Origin of the sequence: Paenibacillus sp. FSL R5-0928, assembly GCF_037970385.1 — a bacterium.
Classification (GTDB): domain Bacteria; phylum Bacillota; class Bacilli; order Paenibacillales; family Paenibacillaceae; genus Paenibacillus_AQ; species Paenibacillus_AQ odorifer.
Genome location: NZ_CP150225.1, coordinates 4,013,081 through 4,033,712 on the forward strand (window position 1 = coordinate 4,013,081; position 20,632 = coordinate 4,033,712).

The 20,632-nt window shown below is 46.1% G+C and carries 16 protein-coding genes; 1 reads left to right on the forward strand and 15 read right to left on the reverse strand.

The features are described from left to right. Nucleotides 1-36: 36 nt before the first annotated feature. The 11 genes from MKZ16_RS18025 to mutS all read right to left on the reverse strand — a co-directional run bounded on the left by MKZ16_RS18025 (nucleotide 37) and on the right by mutS (nucleotide 15,191). Entirely contained in the window at nucleotides 37-1,311 is a 1,275-nt protein-coding gene (locus MKZ16_RS18025) for a methionine gamma-lyase family protein (RefSeq protein WP_076103957.1), read from the reverse strand. A 132-nt stretch (nucleotides 1,312-1,443) separates the two neighbouring features. Beyond that, nucleotides 1,444-2,733 carry a GTPase HflX gene (gene hflX / locus MKZ16_RS18030; RefSeq protein WP_036687733.1) on the reverse strand — a complete coding sequence of 430 codons (1,290 nt, stop codon included), beginning with the start codon at nucleotides 2,731-2,733 and terminating at the stop codon, nucleotides 1,444-1,446. A 254-nt stretch (nucleotides 2,734-2,987) separates the two neighbouring features. Continuing rightward, a complete protein-coding gene (locus tag MKZ16_RS18035; RefSeq protein WP_036687736.1) occupies nucleotides 2,988-3,962 on the reverse strand; it encodes an AAA family ATPase in 975 nt (324 codons plus the stop codon). Nucleotides 3,963-4,279: 317 nt separating this feature from the next. Beyond that, nucleotides 4,280-4,936: a YdcF family protein gene (locus MKZ16_RS18040; RefSeq protein WP_036687738.1), complete on the reverse strand. Its 657-nt coding sequence runs from the start codon at nucleotides 4,934-4,936 to the stop codon at nucleotides 4,280-4,282. 2 nt (nucleotides 4,937-4,938) lie between these two features. Continuing rightward, a complete protein-coding gene (locus MKZ16_RS18045) occupies nucleotides 4,939-5,493 on the reverse strand; it encodes a DUF402 domain-containing protein (protein ID WP_036687739.1) in 555 nt (184 codons plus the stop codon). A gap of 186 nt (nucleotides 5,494-5,679) precedes the next feature. Next, on the reverse strand, nucleotides 5,680-8,241 hold the full coding sequence (locus MKZ16_RS18050) for a PBP1A family penicillin-binding protein (protein WP_036687740.1): 2,562 nt from the start codon (nucleotides 8,239-8,241) through the stop codon (nucleotides 5,680-5,682). A 139-nt stretch (nucleotides 8,242-8,380) separates the two neighbouring features. Then, nucleotides 8,381-8,620: an RNA chaperone Hfq gene (gene hfq, locus MKZ16_RS18055; RefSeq protein ID WP_036687741.1), complete on the reverse strand. Its 240-nt coding sequence runs from the start codon at nucleotides 8,618-8,620 to the stop codon at nucleotides 8,381-8,383. Nucleotides 8,621-8,639: 19 nt separating this feature from the next. After that, the gene (gene miaA / locus MKZ16_RS18060) at nucleotides 8,640-9,620 is read right to left on the reverse strand and encodes a tRNA (adenosine(37)-N6)-dimethylallyltransferase MiaA (protein WP_063829841.1); all 981 of its coding nucleotides are present in this window, start codon (nucleotides 9,618-9,620) and stop codon (nucleotides 8,640-8,642) included. Beyond that, nucleotides 9,610-10,422: a class I SAM-dependent methyltransferase gene (locus tag MKZ16_RS18065; protein ID WP_305953509.1), complete on the reverse strand. Its 813-nt coding sequence runs from the start codon at nucleotides 10,420-10,422 to the stop codon at nucleotides 9,610-9,612. The genes miaA and MKZ16_RS18065 overlap by 11 nt, the downstream gene beginning before the upstream one ends. 11 nt (nucleotides 10,423-10,433) lie before the next feature. Further along, complete coding sequence (gene mutL / locus MKZ16_RS18070) at nucleotides 10,434-12,419, reverse strand: DNA mismatch repair endonuclease MutL (RefSeq protein ID WP_076103958.1); 1,986 nt, start codon at nucleotides 12,417-12,419, stop codon at nucleotides 10,434-10,436. A gap of 42 nt (nucleotides 12,420-12,461) precedes the next feature. Then, nucleotides 12,462-15,191 (reverse strand): DNA mismatch repair protein MutS, encoded by a 2,730-nt coding sequence (gene mutS, locus MKZ16_RS18075; RefSeq protein WP_036687747.1) that lies wholly within the window; start codon nucleotides 15,189-15,191, stop codon nucleotides 12,462-12,464. Between the two features lie 207 nt (nucleotides 15,192-15,398). Here mutS and MKZ16_RS18080 point away from each other — a divergent pair, with 207 nt between their 5' ends. Further along, a complete protein-coding gene (locus MKZ16_RS18080) occupies nucleotides 15,399-16,196 on the forward strand; it encodes a GNAT family N-acetyltransferase (RefSeq protein WP_076103959.1) in 798 nt (265 codons plus the stop codon). Nucleotides 16,197-16,212: 16 nt separating this feature from the next. Here MKZ16_RS18080 and MKZ16_RS18085 read toward each other — a convergent pair whose 3' ends face one another. The 4 genes from MKZ16_RS18085 to MKZ16_RS18100 form a co-directional block, all read right to left on the reverse strand. After that, nucleotides 16,213-17,523, reverse strand: coding sequence for a hypothetical protein (locus MKZ16_RS18085; RefSeq protein WP_179089287.1), 1,311 nt, complete (start codon nucleotides 17,521-17,523; stop codon nucleotides 16,213-16,215). A 150-nt stretch (nucleotides 17,524-17,673) separates the two neighbouring features. After that, nucleotides 17,674-18,231 (reverse strand): outer spore coat protein CotE, encoded by a 558-nt coding sequence (locus MKZ16_RS18090; RefSeq protein ID WP_036687755.1) that lies wholly within the window; start codon nucleotides 18,229-18,231, stop codon nucleotides 17,674-17,676. Between the two features lie 226 nt (nucleotides 18,232-18,457). After that, nucleotides 18,458-19,480 (reverse strand): HD-GYP domain-containing protein, encoded by a 1,023-nt coding sequence (locus MKZ16_RS18095; RefSeq protein ID WP_051491532.1) that lies wholly within the window; start codon nucleotides 19,478-19,480, stop codon nucleotides 18,458-18,460. 164 nt (nucleotides 19,481-19,644) lie between these two features. After that, nucleotides 19,645-20,631 (reverse strand): aromatic acid exporter family protein, encoded by a 987-nt coding sequence (locus MKZ16_RS18100; protein WP_036687757.1) that lies wholly within the window; start codon nucleotides 20,629-20,631, stop codon nucleotides 19,645-19,647. Nucleotide 20,632 lies beyond the last annotated feature (1 nt).

A 20,632-nucleotide genomic window follows, 5' to 3' on the forward strand; every position in this document is an offset into this window, starting at 1 on the left:
TTTCTGATCTCATTGTACATTTCCTAATACAGCGTGTCAATGGTGTGTAAGATTTTCTGACAGTAATTTTCGATCACGCATACTTTGGAGTGCCATCAAAACGCCATATTTGACATGGGAGTAGGTTAATCCCCCTTGCATATAGCCGATATAAGGCGCACGGATAGGCGCATCTGCCGATAACTCTAAGCTACCACCTTGTATAAACGTACCTGCCGCCATGATGACAGGATGTTCATATCCCGGCATATCCCATGGTTCTGGAACTACATGGCTGTCTACCGCCGCAGCACGTTGAATTCCCTGCACGAAGGCAATTAAGTGATCCGGTCCATCAAAGGAAACCGCCTGAATCAAATCTGTACGAGGTTCATTCCACGCTGGTTTCGTCTCAAACCCGCAGCGCTGAAATACAGCTGCCGCAAAAATACTGCCTTTAAGGGCTTGTCCAACTGTATGCGGAGCCATGAACAGTCCTTGGTATAACCCGCGGGTAGTTCCTAACATTGCACCTACTTCGCCGCCGATACCAGGAGCTGTAAGACGGTACGCTGTAAGCTCTACTAGATCTCTGCGCCCACAGATGTATCCACCCGTCTCAGCAATTCCACCACCAGGATTTTTAATTAATGAACCCGCTACTAGATCCACTCCAACCTGTGGAGGCTCAAGCTCTTCAGTAAACTCACCATAGCAATTATCAACGAACACAATAACATCCGGTTTCAATGACTTCACTCTCGCTGTCATGTCACCTATTTCGGCTACTGTGAAGGAAGCACGCCAATCATAACCACGCGATCTTTGAATTCCAATTACTTTAGTCTTCTCATTGATAGAGAGAGCTACCTCTTCCCAATCAATCTTACCCTCTGCGGTAAGGGCAACCTCCCGATATGTAATTCCGAAGTCTGCGAGTGAGCCTGTCCCATCTCCTGCTTGGCCAATCACCTTGTGTAAGGTATCGTACGGACGACCTGTGATGTATAAAAGCTCGTCTCCTGGTCGCAGCACACCAAAGAGGGCTGTTGAAATGGTATGTGTTCCTGAAGCAAAATGCGGGCGCACCAAAGCTGATTCCGCACCAAAAACATCAGCATAGACAAGATCCAGCACTTCGCGTCCACGGTCGTTGTAAGCATACCCCGTTGAACCCGCAAAATGATAATCACTGACCTGATGACGTTGAAACGCTTCAATAACCTTCCATTGATTCTTATCGACAATTCGATCGAGGGCTTTGACTGCACCTTCGATTTCAACTTCTGCGGACTCTGCCGCTCCTAAAATATCTTCTGCAAAAACTGCCATTAGTTCTTATTCGCTCCTTACATTTACTTGCCATCATAATGACAGAAAGCGACAGTTGCCTGACGCTTTTTGTCATTAGCTATTATTTTATACCTATACAACAAGCATTTCCACTTTAGGGAACAGAGAAGATTACGGCTGGTCCACAAAATCAGCAAGCATGTAACCCCATTTATCATAATCCTCTTTATTAAGACGGACGTTATAGATAACATCGTTCTCGTCATAGGTGGTTTCCAGAACCTCACCTACTCTGTAAAGCAGGGAAGAAATATCGCCACGGTCTCCAGGAATTCGAAAATTCAGCGTATCTCCGGCCAATTCATCAGAGATAATTTCGATAATCCGGGTTAAATCCTCAGGGTTAAACGCACTGATCTTCAAAAACCCTGTGCCGGTTGGCAGCATTTCCAGTTGCTCAGGCTCACATAGATCGATTTTATTAAAAAGCACTATTTGCGGTTTGCTGGCTGCCCCTAAGTCCTGCAAAATAGTTTGCACAATCTCCATCTGCTCCTCACGCATTGGAGATGAGGCATCCACTACATGCAACACCAGATTGGCCTCATTGACTTCCTCCAGCGTTGCGCGGAAAGATGCCACAAGATCATGCGGAAGATTCTGAATGAAGCCTACAGTATCCGTAAGCACTACCTCTTTGCCACCCGTTAGCTGAAGCACACGTGAAGTAGGGTCAAGCGTAGCAAACAATTGATTTTCAATATAAACATCCGCATCCGTAAGCTGCTTAAGCAGCGTCGATTTACCAGCATTTGTGTAGCCGACTAGAGCAACCTGCACTGCCCCTGCCTTACGACGGCGTTCACGGTGCAGCTCACGGGTCTTAACTACCTCATCCAACTGGCGTTTCAACTCCGTAATCCGATTGCGAATATGCCGGCGATCGGTCTCAAGCTTACTTTCACCTGGCCCTCTGGTTCCTATACCCCCGCCTAATCTGGATAAGTTTTTGCCTTGACCGGATAACCGCGGCAAAAGATAGGACAGCTGTGCCAGCTCTACTTGAATAATACCCTCTCTCGTTTTGGCCCGCCCAGCAAAAATATCCAAAATGAGCTGCGTCCGATCAATAATCTTCAGATCCAAAGACTCTTCAAGGTTCCGTACCTGCGCTCCAGATAATTCCTGATCAAAAATAGCCGTATTAGCTCCAAGACCATCAGCGGCCATGCGGAGCTCTTCTACCTTACCTTTCCCGATAAACCATTTTGAATCCGGTGTTTCCTTATTCTGACGCAACACATCCAGGACTTCAACACCTGCTGTTTCTGCTAACTGTACTAATTCCTGCAGAGAAAGCTCTGGGTCAATACCGGTACGTTTAATTTTATCTGTGACGAGAGTGACCAATATCGCCCGATCTTGAATATCCGTTTCTGTATCATGCGTAGTTATTGCCATTTATTCATGCTCCTTATGACGGTAATAGAATCTTTGTGTACCATTTAATCAGTTTTTCACTTCTTGCTGATGTTATACAGATGAAACTGTTCATTCACAGCACTTCAAAACATTTTATCATAAGTTTCATTGGTAATATAGGCTGATAATGGAACGGCTCCCCATGCTGTCAGCATTTTCATTATGATAATCTTCAATCTTTTATAAAAGATAAACCGACTAAGCACGTATAAACTTAGCCGGTGTCAATTTATTTAAGAGATTATACTCTCCCCTTTTGGATAATCATCGACCGGAAGAACAAGGTCTCTCGGTAAGATCTCCATCAAAGATTGCTTGGATATTTTGACATGTCTGCTTATTAATCTAACCGCTTGATGGCGAATTGCCTGCTCGAGGATATTGCGTACATACCGCGCATTACTAAAATTTTCTTCAATAATTTTCTCATTAAGGATTAACTCTTTTAGTTTCCCGTTTGTTTCCGGAGTAATTATATAGTCTCTTTCAGCTGCCATTTTATGTGCAATCAATATCAGTTCATCTGTTGTATAGTCCTGAAAATCAAGTTGAATTGGAAAACGTGAGGGAAGCCCGGTATTAGCCTCCATGAACATCTCCATTTCATTTGGATAACCCGCTAAGATAATGATGAGATCATCATTCCTGTCCTCCATAACCTTTACAAGACAGTCGATTGCCTCTTTCCCAAAATCCTTATCTCCGCCTCTAGCCAAGCTATAAGCCTCGTCAATGAATAATACGCCACCCATAGCTTTCTTAACAAGGTCTCTGGTCTTTTGAGCTGTATGCCCTATGTATTCCCCCACTAAATCCGCTCTCTCTACTTCGATTAATTGACCTTTACTTAATATGCCCATATTCTTTAACAGCTTGGCAACGATTCTTGCTACAGTTGTTTTTCCAGTCCCGGGGTTGCCTTTAAACAACATATGATAAACCTGATTAACTACATTTAACCCCAGTTCTTGTCTCATTTTTTCCACTTGGATAAGCGCATGAATTTCATATATAAGATCCTTCACCTTTTCAAGACCGATAAGCTCATGAAGCTCTTGCAGGATTTCTTTTGTAGATTCTAAATGATTATTTTGAGCCAGCGCGCTCTCCAATGTTTCATTCGTAATATTTGTTGGGTCTTGATTTTTGAAAGTTATATTCATTCTGGAATCATTAATGGTTATCTTTCTTAAATTTTCTTCACCCATTGTAATCACCTCGTTAGAGCATTATATGCAATAACTGAATGACATCATGCACTTGTTTTAAAGAATGGGGTTTCGACATTGGATTCCCTGCTATCTCTCGCATCTTCTACGATGGTACACGAGGATAGAATGACCGAAATACATAAAAGCCATAAGCAAACGCTTATTTTTTTATCATTTTACACTCCCATTATTTTTGATATACAAATAACAAATAGCCCCCAGTTAGAGTTTAATCCATTTGGGGGCTGGCTTTTCTAATCAAGTCTCTTCCGGAATAGGAGGCGTTATTAGAAGATTCTGATATTCGGGAACAATTACAGGAACAACTGCTGGATTTTCCATTTCGTATAGGCTAGAATTTCACGCGACTTATGCCTTGTCATCGACAGAACAGTGGATTCTGTAAGTCCCAGTTCAGGATTCACATAACCGAGCTCGTCCGCGATTTCGTGTGAACGCCATCCATGATATGTATGCGTAATAATAATTGCTGAAGACAATCCCTCACTTGTCATAATGGCTTTGCTATACAGAAGATTCTCGTAAGTGCTGGTAGCTTTATTTTCAACAGAAATGGCGCTATCCGGAACTCCATGAGCTACTAAATAATTGCGCATGCCTTGACCTTCGGTATATTTAAGATCAGGTTTATCCAAACCTCCAGAAACTATGAAATGCGAGAACATCCCCTCTTGATAAAGCTTAAGCCCGTAATCCAATCGTTCCTTCAATCCCGGGCTAGGTTCATCTCCCCACATCGACATGCCAAGAATGATCCCTGTATCGGCTTTGAGCATAGGATCTGTCGTTGCGGCTTTATTGATATTCCTCAATGCGTACGCACACCACAACAATCCAACTACAACAATAAGCATTAAAGCAATAAGCAACGTTCGTTTAGACCAAATCCGGCGTTTTTTGGGAACAATCCGAATCGGGGAAGAGTCTCTTCCATAAACGTACCATTCCATCTTTATTTCCTCCTGAATTCTCCATGATGAAATAATTCGGCACGATGTTTCAAAGAGAGAGAGAAATAAGGGAAAGCATGAGCATCGATGCCACGTAAAATAGTATGGGCAGTCTCCCAGGCTAGCTTATAATCGCTTTCTGAGATATCTTGCCTCTCCAGTGCTTCCTCCAGTTCATCCTCATCGAGCAAAAACACCTCGCCGTTCCAAAGTACTACCACGTCCAGATACAAATCGTCAAACCAAGGCACACCTTGGTCAGTGACGCCTTGCACCTTACAGGTGTCTATGTACCATTGAACAATATTTTGTTTTTCGTCGAACATAGCCGTCACAATATAGTGACTGTCTTTCGGAAAATATTGCAGCCAGGAATAACCTTTATCTGCAATACGATATGTATGTCGTCCATAGCTCTTCCACAGTGGTTCTTTCAGCCCGTAGATGGTATAAAGCGTAATATATCCGCTGAATTCCCGGCTCTCCACATAGCGGCAGGCAAAATGGCGACGCGTAATCCGGCGCCAGTTGGCCCGGTCTCCGAATTTACGTTTCATAGAAATTACCCTCTCCAGTATGGTCTATTCAGCTTAACACATTTAGAGGATACACTCAAAACATCCCGCAAAATACAAGAAATTTTTCTTCTAAACCTAACAAAAACGGCAGCCTAGCTTCGCTTTTTAAATAAAGCGAAGCTGGGCTGCCATGGATAAAGCTTATTATTTGAAATTCAAACTCGTTTATTGAGCGGAAGAATCTCCGTTCACAAACCCCGCCTCTGGATCAGGGTTTGTGGACACATTCCCGCTCTCATCGCCGGAACCTTCTCCACCGATAGTGGGTTCTGGAGTTGGAGTCGGCACTGGTGTTGGCGGTGGCGGGGTGATTTCAGGGATCGTCCCTGTACCTCCGTCATTTCCGCCACCCTCGTTGCCGCCTCCGTTATTGCCACCATTTCCATTCTCTCCGTTGTTGCCACCTTCCTCTGGGGTCGGGGTCGGAAGATTAGGATCTATGGTTGGTTCAGGGGTTGGCATTTCATCCTGCACGGATACACTAACCACATTGGATGGTTCGCTCTCCACTTTCAGCGCAGGGTCATAAGAAGTTACATAATACTCGTAAACCAAACCAGGCAGTGCACTAAAATCCCCTGCGCTGGTAGTCACTGTATTTAACAGTGAGCCAAACTCAGCTTCCGATGTCTCTCTACGATAAATACGATACTCAACTCCGGAAATAGGAACTGCCTCCCAATTGAGATTTACAGTCATCGTAGAAGGATCATATGCTGCTGATAGTCCAGTAACGGTCTGAGCTGTTTCTGGTGTTTCTGTAGGCTCAGGGGCAATCTCGTTATCGATCTGCGGGAAGGATTTCTTAGGAACATCCTTCAGCGCTTCCTCCATGACCTTACCCCAGAAAGCAGCGGCAAGCGGACTGCTGTTCTTAAGCAGATGCTTTTTACTTGGCTTGTCATAACCCATCCAGACTGCTGCTGTCCATTCCGGCGTGTAGCCTACAAACCACACATCACGGTTCGAGCTGATTCCAGAATATCCACTTTGCGTCGTACCGGTCTTACCGGCCACAGGACGGTCAATCCTAGCTTTTCTACCCGTACCGCTCTCCACGACCTTCTGCATCATCTCAGTCATTTGATAAGCCGTTTCCTTACTCATCACACGCTCAGGCGTTGTATTCGCTTTGTAGACCGTCTCACCACTGCTGTCAGAGATGGATTTAATGGAATAAGCCTCTCTTAGTTCGCCGCCATTTGCAAAAGCGCTGTAGGCTTGCGCCATTTCCAGCGTATTGGTTCCTTTGCTCATGCCTCCAAGAGCCAGCGAGAGGTTCTTATCCTCGTCTTCCAATCCAATGCCTAGTTTCTTGGCAAATTTAAATCCTGTATTCACACCAATTTCATTGAGCAGCCAAACAGCAGGAATATTCTCTGATTTCTGAATGGCATCACTCATGTTGATGCTCTTAGAATATCCATGCAGGTTGGTTGGACAATAGTTCGCGAAACATTGCTTCTCATTGCTTAGCGTTGAATTCATGGTGAATTTCCCAGATTCCAGCGCTGGAGCATAAGAGACAATTGGTTTGAAAGCAGAACCTGGAGAACGACGGCTGCCAGTTACACGACTGTAGCCTTTTTTCTCATAATTCCGTCCGCCAAGGAGTGCGACAATGCTGCCATTCTCCTGATTCACAATCGTCATTGAGCCTTGTACCAGCTCTTCATCTACACTCTTTTCAAAATTATCACTATCTGCAAAAGCATCTTCAACCGTTTCTTGAGCATGCTTATCCATGGTAGTGTAAATTTTGTATCCGCCGATATTCAGATCATCTTCTGACAATCCAAATTTTTCTTCCGCCTCATCTACTGCAAAATCAATAAATGCTTGATAACGCTGTTTCTTTTCTGGCGGCTTATAGTTATAATCTACGGCTTTTGCTTCGTCTCTTTCCTGCTCCGTTATGTACCCTTGCTCATACATAAGCTGAAGCACTACTGCGCGCCGTTCCTTCGAAAGATCTGGGTTACGCAGCGGGTTGTAACGAGACGGGCCTTTTGGCATCGCCGCCAATGTCGCGATTTCCCAGACCTTAAGCTGACTCAAATCACTTTTACCAAAATATCTTACTGATGCTGCTTTAATTCCGTAAATTGTACCCCCGAAGTTAATCCGGTTCAGATACATCGTAATGATCTCTTCTTTAGATTTCTGATTCTCAAGGGCTACGGCAATAGACACTTCAGTTGCTTTACGGAAAAACGTCTTGTCCCGTGTCAGGAAGATGTTTTTGGCGAGCTGTTGAGTAATGGTACTACCGCCCTCTACCATACTTCGTGCGGCGATATCCTTTACTGCTGCCCGGCCAATCGACCATAAATCCACACCAGAATGTTCGAAGAAACGTTTATCCTCTGTGGCTACAAAAGCATTAACCAATAACGGTGGAATTTCTTCATACTCTACTGGATCACTTTTCTCCAGTGATAATTCGCCGATTAAATTAGCATTGCGGTCATATACCTTAGTAGTTTCATTCACTGTTAGCTTATCTTGGTTCTCAAGCAGAAGCTTTTGACCATTTAGCATAATGAACAGATATCCACCTAATGCACAAAAAATGGCTAATGCCGTAGCGAAGAACAAGCTCCACAGCACACGCTTCTTCGTCAAAAATTTCTTTTTCTTTTTTGGTTTTGATTTTGGTTTTGATTTGGAACTGGACGATCCTCTATCTCTATTGTGATTCGTCCTGGATGTATCGTCTCTAGACATAATGCCTCCTGACTCCCTTTCGGAAATAAACATAAATGGTCTGCCATGAATGAAAAGAACAACCTTCACAGGTTGCTCTCTCACACTCTATTCAAACGATTTATAAACAAGAAAGGTTTCAATTCATTTTTGATAAATATTATTCTTCACTACTGCTGTCTTGCATCAGTGATACACTACGCTGTGGTGTGAACGTGGAAATTGCGTGTTTATACACCATTTGCTGGCGTCCATCACTGTCAATGACGATTGTAAAATTGTCGAATGCTTTAATTATTCCCCGGATTTGAAAACCGTTGGTCAGATATACCGTAGCAGGGATATTTTCTTTGCGTAGTTGGTTCAAGAATGTATCTTGGATGTTAATGGACTTGTTCATATGACGTACCCCCAATGGTTCAATTAGATTGTTCAGAAGTATATTCAAGACCTGAGAGAAACTTTCCTGCTATTATACCACGTATTTTTGAGAAATTCTCAGAAAAGTTTTGTTCACCTTCGACATCGATCCACTCGATTTCCTTCATGTGGCGAAACCATGACAACTGTCTTTTGGCGAATCGGCGAGTATCGCGTTTAAGCAGTATCACAGCTTCTTCCAGCGTCAGTTCTCCCGCCAGGTAAGCGGCAATTTCCTTGTAACCCAATCCCTGCATGGACACAAGGCTTCTGCTGTAACCGTTATCCAGCAGTCCCTTCACCTCAGCAACGAGACCATCCGCCAGCATGCTATCAATTCGGTCCTCAATACGTTTATATAGTATTTTCCGGTCCATTGTCAAACCTATGAGACATAAGTCATAGGGTGATTCCTTCTTTTGAGCAGCATGAGAAGCGGAAAGTGTAGTGTTTGTCTGGTGTTGAATTTCCAGTGCACGGATAATTCTGCGACGGTCGTTAGGATGAAGTTTGGCTGCGCTGACTGGATCAACCGCCTCGAGTCTGGCATGCAGTGCAAGCGCTCCATATTCTTCCGCAAATTGATCCTGCTCTTTACGGAAAGCTTCATCAGCCACTGCTTCCGAGAACTGAAAGCCGTAACATAAAGACTCAATATACAGTCCAGTCCCCCCTACGATAAAGGGAAGCTTCCCTCTAGCGCTTATCTCCTCGATAAGTCTAGTGCCCTGCTCTTGAAATTCAGCGGCAGAATACGCATCCTGCGGATCATGAATATCGATCAGGTGATGGGGAATTCCCTTCATTTCAGCGGGTGTAATCTTAGCTGTACCAATATCCATACCACAATAAACCTGCATCGAATCGCCGGAAATAATCTCAGCGTTATAAGCTGCTGCCAGCTCCAGACTTAACCGGGTTTTGCCTACGGCAGTTGGTCCTAACAGCACTAGAACCTTATGCCTTTCTTTAGTTGTCAATGTGTATCACCCCGTACGATGTTTTGGAGTTGCTTCGGAGCAGCTCAGTAAACCCTAGGCGTTCAAATTCGCCACTCAAAGCCTTTTCTTTTAAAAGAACAGTCTTACGGGCGACCCTAACCGCCTCTGCTACACTCTCTGTCGATAAGGCTGCACGGTTAGCGAATTGCCGCAGCGGGGAAATCGAGGCAGAACCCGTCAGAGGCACGCGAAACATAGGATCGAAGTAGACAATATCCACACTTCGATCTGGTTGAGACCGTAAATAATCCAAATGTTCACTATGCACGACATTAACTCTGCGTAAAGCCTCATTGACCTTTACTTGCCCAGAGGTGTAATGAGACATCCCTTCACTGAGCAGTGCGTACAGCGGTAATGAGCTCTCCAAAGCGGTAACCTCCGAGGACTCACCACCATGCACAGCAAACAGTAAGGAGTCGGCTCCTAATCCGGCTGTACAATCCAATACGCTATCTCCGGGAAGCATTCGAGCAGCAACAAGCATCGGCTCGATCTCACCCTTTAGGATTCGTTTAGCGCGAACGAAGCCCATGCTTGGATGAAACTCCATAGGCTCCATTCCTAAGCGGTGTAGTCGAACAGCGTCCTGAGATAGAATCAGAATATCCTCATCTCCGTAATGTTCAACCATCCTTGTAATTGAGAGTTTCTCACGTGAAGCATAACTACAACCCGTTCTCTCCGCAAGGCTTTGCGCGCGTTCTACTATTTCCATTATCGGGCTATACCCCGTAGTTATAATCATGGTGCCTCCAGTCTTGCTCTCAACAAATTTCAAAAAATGTATAATTACATAACCCGCTTGAACAATTTCTCTAAATCATAGGATGAAAAAGAGATCACAATCGGCCGTCCATGTGGGCAAGTATACGGTTGCTTGCACTCTGCAAGTCGGGATAACAGAGCTTCCACTTCCTGTTCTGTTAGTTTATGGTTGGCCTTAATCGAGGCTTTACATGAACACAGAATCGATGACTTTTCTCGTAGCTTCGCAAGATCAATCATACGCTCACTTAAGACCCACTCCGCCATTTCTTCAACGACAGCCTTCTCATCCCCTTCAGGAAACCAATAGGGCAAGGAACGAACGAGAAAGGTTTGTCCGCCAAAGTGCTCAAGGTATACCCCGGCCTGCTGAAACCAATGTAGACGTTCACTAAGCTGGCGACTTTCAGAAGGCGTGAACTCCAGCGTAATCGGCAGTAGCAGCTCCTGTGAGGCATCCTCCGGCCGACCAAATTTCTCATAGAAGTATTCGTAATTAATTCGTTCATGTGCCGCATGCTGATCGATTAAATAAAGCCCTCCATCATTCTGAGCAATAATATACGTCCCATGATGCTGACCTATATAATTAAGCTCAGGAAAGGCCGGAAGTCCAGGCTCTTCTTGTTGTGGTGGAGCCCATAGCTTCTCAACCGAAGGGAGCTGCTTCTGCGACATTGAGGTTTCTTGCGGGCGATAGCTATTGGAATAACTAGTATTCGCACTAGTTTGGCGCCCCTGCGAAGATGAAGACGGATAGCCTGACCCGTAAGCTGGAGCCACCTCGCGAGCCACCTGATGATCCGCCTGACCTTCCTTGCTAAAATCACGGGAATTACGGTCAAGGCTCGATGACTGTAGTCCACTTAAGAAGTTGGCAGATCCCGTGGGAGCTGTATCCTTCACATCGCCAGTCGAAGATGACAGTGGAACGGCCCCTTTGGAAAAAGCAAATTGCTCCTGGATAAAGGAGCTGCTGCCCTTGGGTCCGATTGTTTCCTTGCTTGGACGTGGAATCAGACTTTGCCCCAGCAGTATTTTGCGGATCTCCTGCTCAACAAAGGTGTAAAGCTCATTCTCTTTACTAAATCGAACCTCCAGTTTTGCTGGATGTACATTGACATCTACCAAAGAGGGGTGCATATCCAGTTCAAGAACTAATAGCGGATAACGGTTAATCGGAAGCAAGGTATGATAAGCGCGCATGATTGCTGCGTTCAGACCATTACTGCGAATATAACGGCCACCGACAATAGTAGTGATTGCATTTCGATTGGAACGAGTCCATTCTGGACGACTTATATATCCGGAAATCCGGTAATCCAAGTCTTCTGCCGTAATCGGCAGCATTGCTTTGGCGGCATTGGTTCCGTAAACAGCTGCGATGACCTGCAGCAGATCACCATTTCCGAGCGTATGCAGCAGCTGATTGCCATTATGATGCAAGGTAAAAGAGATCCCCGGATGAGCGAGCGCCATGCGGTACATGGCATCTGAAATATGGCCCAGCTCCGTCTGAATACTCTTCATATATTTCAGCCTTGCCGGCGTATTAAAAAATAATTCACGAACGGCAAGATCACTTCCCCGGCCGGAAGGAGCGTCCTCATTTCGTATGAGATTGCCACCCTCAATGTCTACTAGGCGCCCTTTGCCGTCATCGGCAGTTGCAGTTAGAAGCGATACCTTGGATACCGCGGCAATACTGGGAAGTGCCTCTCCGCGGAAGCCTAAGCTTGTGATTTGAAATAGATCACGGCCATTCAGAATTTTACTTGTAGCATGCCGGTAAAAGGCGGTCTCACAATCTTCAGGATCAATCCCAGAGCCATTATCTTTAACGCGGATGCTCTGCAAGCCCCCCTCTTCTACCGATACCTCAATTCTTGTACTGCCAGCGTCAATCGCATTCTCGACAAGCTCCTTTACAACAGAAGCTGGCCGCTCTACTACTTCACCCGCAGCAATCTGGTTGGCAATATGCTCGTCCAATATATGAATTTTGGCCATTTCATTCACCTCTTATTTAGGCAATCAATTATTATAAAATCTTTATTGCAGATCCTTAACCTTCATCTTCAGCTCGTTCAACAGACTCATCGCCTGCAGCGGCGTCATATTCATAAGATCAGCGTCACGCACAGAAGAAATGAACTCTTTTAGCGCGGGATTCTCATGGATTTCAGTTACCGCTACTTGATGTGCACTACCTTTGCGGTTCTTGCGTGGTTCTTCCTCACCAAAGATAGACAACTGAACAACCTCATTTTCTACAGGTGCCTCAGTGATGACACTTACGGCTTGCGCCACGGAAGATGTGCTAGCAACTTCTCTTACAGCCGCCTGTCTTTCGAGGCTTCCCCCGTAATGAAGTTCAGTACCACCAGGATGGGCTGCCTGCTCAATGCTCTGTAAGAGACCATAAGCTCGGTCAATAATCCCTTCAGGAAGACCCGCAAGACGTGCACAATAGATCCCATAGCTGCTGTCAGCCGCTCCAGGAACTAGCTTGCGCAGGAAGTTTACTTTATCGCCGCTCTCTTGAACAGCCATAGAGTAATTCCGCAGTCCTTTAAGACTCCCTTCCAAATGAGCCAATTCATGAAAATGCGTCGAAACTAGAGCTTTGCAAGAAATAACATCATGTACATATTCAATAACCGCCTGAGCGATGGCCATACCTTCACTGGTCGAGGTACCTCTTCCCAGCTCATCAATAATAATCAAGCTGCGAGCTGTTGCTTTCTCTGTCATAACCTGGATGTCAGCCATTTCCACCATAAATGTACTTTGACCACCGATCAAATCATCAGCTGCTCCAATACGAGTAAAGATCCGGTCTATAAGCGGAACTTCAGCACTGTTTGCTGGAACAAAACATCCAATCTGAGCCATGATGCAGATCAGCGCCACCTGACGCATGTAGGTGCTTTTGCCCGCCATATTAGGACCTGTAATTAGAAGAATGTTACCTTCTTCCTTACTCAGCGTGCTTCCATTTGCAATAAACGCGGAATCTTTAAGCACCGCCTCCACAACAGGATGACGGCCCCCTTCAAGCCGAAGATCATAACCATCCGAAAGGACTGGCTTCACAAAACGATGTTCGGCACTAACTGCCGCCAAGCATTGATACACATCAATCTCGGCAACCTTTTCTGCAAGATTTTGCAGGCGGGGGATTTGCCCGCTGATGCGATCACGCAGCTCGGTAAAGAGGCTGTATTCCAAATCCGTCATTTTATCCTGAGCTTCAAGAATAAGTGCTTCCTTCTCTTTAAGCTCAGGTGTGACAAAACGCTCTGCGTTAGCAAGCGTCTGTTTGCGTTCATAACGTCCTTCCGGCAATGCAGCCAGATTGGATTTGGTGATCTCTATGAAATAACCGAAGATTTTGTTATAGCCGATCTTCAGTGACTTAATGCCAGTGGCCTGTCTTTCCTTAGCCTCCAGTTCAGCGATCCAACGTTTACCGTTACTGCTAGCTTCCCTAAGCTCGTCCAAACGTTCATGATAACCGGAACGGATAATTCCACCGTCGCGCACAGACACCGGGGCATCCTCGACGATTGCACGGTCAATGTCCTCTCGCAGCTCGGCGCATTCATCCATGCTTGCACCGATCTCTCGTAAAGTAGCTGAACCGGAGGTCATACATAATTCCTTCAATGCAGGAATTTGCGCCAGCGATAATTTCAGGGCATTCATATCACGGCCATTGGCGCTGCCAAAAGCAATACGACCCACCAACCGCTCCAAATCATAAATTTCTTTAAGCGCTAAACGCAGGTCCTCGCGAACGATAAACTGATTGTACAAATAATCGACAGCCTCTAGGCGCCGTTCGATCGGAGCTCGCTGCAATAGCGGCTTATCAATTCTACGGCGCAACAGACGGGCGCCCATCGACGTTTCCGTTCGATCCAGCAGCCAGAGCAAGGATCCTTTTTTGGAGCGTTCGCGAACCGTCTCGGTTAGTTCAAGGTTCCGGCGTGTAAATGGATCTAGAATCATATAATTGCCTGGTTCATAAGGAGAAATCTGACTAAGCTGCCCTAACGAACGCCGCTGGGTCTCATTCAGATAAGAGATCAGAAGCGCCAGACATTGTCCACGTTCCTTCTCTAGACGTACCCATGCCGCTTCACCGAACTGACGACGTGCCAGCTCCTCCTCGCGTTTCTCCCAAGGGGTGTAAACTACAGGTTTGGCTAACAGCGGCGTTTCGCTTCGCAGGATCTCCAACAGTGCAGCGTCTCCGATGATCTCAGCCGGTTCATAGATGCCAATCTCATCACGCAGCCATTCGGCTCCAGATAATACCGAAGTAACATATAGCTCACCAGTTGTTAAATCGCAGGCAGCTAATGCCATCATTCCGTCACTTTCGGTAACGCAAACGAGGTAGTTGTTGCTCTTGTCAGCAATGATTTTTCCATCCATCACGGTTCCTGGTGTCACGACGCGTACAATATCCCGCTTCACCATGCCTTTCGTGACTGAAGCATCCTCTAACTGCTCACAAATGGCGACTTTATATCCTTTTTCTATCAGGCGTTGAATATATCCCTCGGCGGCGTGGTAAGGCACTCCACACATAGGGATTTTCTCCTCGCCCCCGCCTTCGCGGCCTGTCAACGTAATCTCAAGCTCCTTGGAAGCCAAAATGGCATCTTCAAAGAACATTTCATAGAAATCGCCCAGTCTAAAAAATAGGAAGGCATCCTTAGCCCCTTCCTTTACCTTTAAATATTGCTCTATCATCGGCGTATATTGTGCCATGGTCAACCTCCATGCCTATTTAATGCTGTCCCCCATTATAACAGAAAATTGGTGGACAAAGTTACCCTGAAACCTCACATTAGTACAACGAAAGACTAGAATACTTATCAGACAAACACTTACAGGAGGTATATTCTTCTGCTTTTAAATATTGTAAAATATTAGCACAGAGCGTCAGCCCATATGAAAATCAAAGGAGAATACAATATGATACGAAAGCTAACGAAGGATGATCAAGAGCTGCTGATGGCGTTGCTGCGGAAAGAGCCGGCGCTTAATTTATTTATCATTGGCGATGTGGAGAATTTTGGGTTTGAACAGGATTACATGGATTTGTGGGGAGAGATTGATCCAGCTGACGGGCGGATAAAAGCCGTTCTGCTACGCTTCTATAGAAGCTACCTTCCTTATGCAGATGGCCCTTTTGATGTCGAGGGGTTCGCTGAGATTATCCGAAAGGATAATGACATGCATATGATCTCCGGAGCCTCAGAGGTGGTGAAGGCTTTTGACGGGGAAATTAATTTCAAACAAGTAAAACAGCTGTATTTTGCTGAATTAAAAGATATGAACAATAAAATAAGTGAGTCCTTCTCTTCAGCTGAGCCTATCAAAAAAGCTACAGTTCAGGATGTAGAAGCGATTTGCGCACTCACCGATACCATTGAAGAATTTGAAAGCAGCCGGAATGGTTCAAGAACCAGCCTGCGTAAAACGCTGGAAAGCAACACCGGCCGCACGTATTATATGGAACGGGAAGATAAGGTCATTGTCACAGCTTCAACTTCAGCGGAAAATTCCATGTCAGCGATGATTGTCGGGGTTGCCACACATCAAGCATTCAGAGAGCAAGGCCTTGCTTCGCGCGTAATGGCACAGCTATGTGCAGACCTGCTTCATGAAGGAAAGTCATTATGCCTCTTTTATGACAACCCACATGCCGGAGTTATTTATAAACGACTTGGCTTTCAAGATATCGGTTCATGGACCATCGTTAACATGTAGACCAAATAGTAAAATATCACATTTTTACTTTGCTGCACCATAACTCACGTATATCACGCGACTCATCCCACGTCCGCTCAGCGGCAATATATTCGAATAAAGGCTCGATATAGGGGGCGGCAATCTCGTAGCCGCCTAGGGAACGCAGCTGCGCCAGCAATGGGGGGATTGCGGCGCGCAGCGGAGGTTTATCGCCGCTGTAGTAGGCGATATGCAGGTCTTCCCGGTCTAGCGGGCGTTGCGTCAGGTCCTCATAATGGCTCACGATCAGATGAGCCAAATAGACCGCGCCTTTAGCGATGACCGGGGATACCAGGAAGCTCGGCAAGGTCCGGTACTCGAAACCGCCATGCGGCTGAGTCCGGAAATCGCCGAGCACGCCGTATCGGGGACGACGCGCCCCTGCGCGGACGTCTTCGAGCAGAAGCATGGGCAGCGCGAGATAGTTATCGAGCGCGCGCAACAGCGGCGCCGTCAGCGTCACGCCGCTGAAGTGCAGATGGCCGCCGAGGGCCCAGCCCGTCAGCGGCATGCCTCCCGCCCGCCAGCGCAGCGAGCGGTCGGCGATGAGCCGGTCCGCCAGCGCCGCGGCGGACATCAGCTGCGCCAGCAGTGCGCGCGGTTCCCCGCGCGGCTGAGGGCGCAGCTCGGCGACCGGGAACGCGCCGCGCGTTCCCGGAGGTCCGGCGTCGCAGCCAGCGACGCCGTCCGTGGGCAGGTACCGCGACGCAGGCACGACGCGGCCGGTGGATTCCCGGAGGATGATGAACTCCGGGTCCATACCCATCAGCAAGCCGCTGCGGCCCGGCTGCTCCAGAGCCAGCTCTCGTTCCAGCGCTAACGCTGCGGAACGATAAGGCTCGGGCAATCGTTGCCCGGAGGTCTTTACTAGTGGAGTGACTCCCTCCACCACATACCTCCGGTTCCCCATTGCCCTCAGCAGGACCTCACCGCTATCCAGCCCCAAGCTGTACAGCGTGCGGACAGCAATCCGCTGGAGCAATTTCATCACCCCGCGAAGCTCTCCCCGCACTCGGCCTCCCGTGGTATTGCTCTCGGCATTAGCAAAGCTCACAGCTTCGCTATAATTATCGGTGGCCACACGCATTCCAAGACCCGCTCCAAGCAAAGAGATGTGGAGCACAGTCAAATGATAAACCAATATCTTATAACACTGCCTGTGCCCCTTCTCAGTAGCGTGTGAAGCATATGTATCGACAAAACGTTTTACAGATGGCGTCAGCGTTGCTTCAACTCCGCTTCTAAGCAATCTAGACTCTCTCTCTGCCACAGACAATTCTGAATACACCTTAAGACCTTCATTCATACTCTTTAGCGCCTCCATCCGAGCGTGAACCTTTTTTCATCCTAAAAATAAATAAAAAAAAGGAGGGCATTCGCCCTCTACGCCGCCGCACTCCCTACATATAATGGACCATAACCCATTGATACTCAGTTAACGGCGGCGTATCCTTCCTTACAGCTCATCATCCAGATTGTCAGGGTCCAGATCATCGTAATCGAAGCTATCACCTTCAAAATCATAATCCTTGTCTTCTGGATCATCACTTTGCTCAGTGACATACACACGGACTTTGGTCTCAGCCACCAACTCCACTTCGAATTCGCGCTCTACGCGAAGTGTCACACTGCCTCCGCCTGGCGATACGCCCGCTTCTACACAGTTGGGTTCCTGCGTTGCCTCCGCAGAGACCTCAACTGTTGAAGTGCGGTGTCTCGTGTCCAGGTAGGAAAGCGGGATGAGCTCCACATAAGAGACTGTTTCCTTTGCTACCTCGGTCTGCTTGTTCTTGTCGTACGAGTACCAGATGTTTACATCATAAGTACCAATTACTTCGATTCCGTTCCCGGCGGCAACCGCTTCGTATTGGTGGTTGATAATCCAAGCCCCCAAAATACTAGTCGGATGATGTGGCGGAGTCACGGTATGGGTTGCTGTAGAGAACTTACGACCTTTGCCGCAAATTGCCTTCGTAATGATCTCCCTTGTTTGACGTTTATGGCTTAATGACATCTTTGAACCTCCTCCATACAATCATTCACTATCAAGTGTATGCAGGTTCTAGGCATTTGTTGATTGTTAGACTATAAATAAATTTGAGTAAGCCCTCAAGAAGGCTTTTTCAGGAGACTCATAGTTCATTTTATTTCAAAATTTGTACATATATGAGTAGATTCCAAAAATGGTCCAACCTGTTCCAGAGCCATTCCTGACCCCTCAAAAAACCTTAAAACACCAGCTATTGCGGGATTACCCGCACAATTCCAAGCGATCTATGTTTGCTTAAGTCAATAAAATCCTCATCAATATTCACCAGTGGCCGCAAAGGGTCTGTAGCAAGAATCATAACAATTTTTCCTTTTCGCCCATCTGTCAATTCCACTTCGTTCCCTAGCATTGACTGCATTAACTTATTAATAAACACTCTGCAAATATAAGGGTCGAGCTTACCGAACACACTCTCCTCCATTTGCAGTAATACTTCGTATAAAGGAGCCGCTTTGCGATAAAAACGGTCGGAGGTCATCGCGTGAAACACATCAGCCACAGCAACGATTTTACTGAAATCAGTAATCCGGTTCCCAAGCACACCAAATGGATAACCACTGCCGTCCATTCTTTCATGATGCTGTAAGGCTACTAGCGCTTGGGTATGGTTTGTGCCTACCGTATCCCTGATCATCTCATACCCAAAGGTCGTATGCTTTTTCATCAGCTGAAACTCTTCGTCGGATAATGGACCGGGCTTGGTTAATATGTCATCCGGGATTCTCATTTTGCCGATATCATGAAGAGTCGCTGCAATGGTCAACATGCTCAAATCCTCAGACTTTAGCTTCAGCCATTTGCCTAGCAAGGTAGATATTATGCCCACGGCTACATTATGTCTGTATGTATAATCATCTTTGGTCTGCAAAGCAGCCAATACTCCGTAGAAGTCATTCTTTTCGCTTACCTGCTGGATAAACGGAATCACTTCATTTCTAACTTCCAGCATAGGAATTCTTTTATTTTTGTTATGACGAATCTGTTCAAAAATATTCTCAATCGCAGCTGTACAATCATCAATTGCAAGCTGGAAAAATTCCGCGCTATCCAGCTGGACGACGTCATGAGATTCCAGAGTGATCTTATGTTGTCGAATTAATCTAATATGTTCAGCACTCAATAAAGTCAATGCGGGTAAAACAAATACTCCTTTGTCATTAAAGAGGTTAGCTACAAGTTGTTTTCCGATAAATGATTCCATATCTTTGTCCATACGCCTCACCTGCCAATGCGGAAAATTCGTATATGAATTTCCTGCTTGAATTTGAACTCACCCTATAATTGTTAATCCCTTTCGGAGATCAACTTTTAGTTCATACATATTTTATCGTGATTTCAGGGGCGAATGTTAATACTTCACTTTATTAAAGCCTAATTTTAAGCTTTTTTCCGGGTGAGCAAACGTTTCTCAGGCTTATAGCTGACCGGTATTTTATGGCGTTTCGCAATTTTCAAATAAAGTGCCAATTCTCTGCAAAGCTGCAGAATCGCTGATCGCACTTCGAATTCCTCACGTGTCTCCGGCAAATCCATGCTTTCAAATTCTTGTTCAAGCTCTTCCAGCAAATGTTCCGTGCGGCCTGTATATTCTTCAGCCAAAACATCTCCGCTAAGCTGGTCGAACAATTCAGCTACCATCTCTCCATGCGGTAAATGGCGATATACTTGAGAAATCAGCTGCATCATGCTTTGAATCGATTCCAGCTGCTCCTTACGCATATAGAAATAGACATTCCAAGCTTCATCAGGATGAATCACATGATTCTCCATCTCACGAGTAGCGGCAGTCAGTCCCCGCTGCACTGCATTATCCGCATCAATTAATTCTTTGCCATCCCACATATACGCAGGTTCACGCAAAGTACGGGCCATCTGAGTAAAAATAACTGAAAAGTATCTATCCACTTCCTTGCGGATTCCATAAATAACTCCCCCGGTCTGTGGCATGTAAATCAAGTTAACCACCCCCGCTGAACCGAGACCTATGGCCAGAAGCTCTACTTGCTGCAACAACACATGAAGCGATAACTCAGCTTGTCCAAAAACACGAAACACAATAACAGAGCTAGTGACAATCCCTTCCTTGTAGCCGGACTTCACAATCATCGGAAAGCCAACCAGAACGTATAGTCCAAGCACCCAGTAATGAAATCCTAATATCCAAAATAAAATACACCCAAAAAAGAGTCCCACGAGCGAGGCCAAAAAACGCGCCGTTATCGTCCGGAAACTCCTTTTCAAGGTAACCTCCACACCCAAAATGGCTAAAAGCCCTGCACTTTGTGCATTGGGTATGCCTACTGCAGACGCGAGAAGAACGGACATTAACGTCGCAGCAGCTGTTTTAATCACACGAAATCCCATA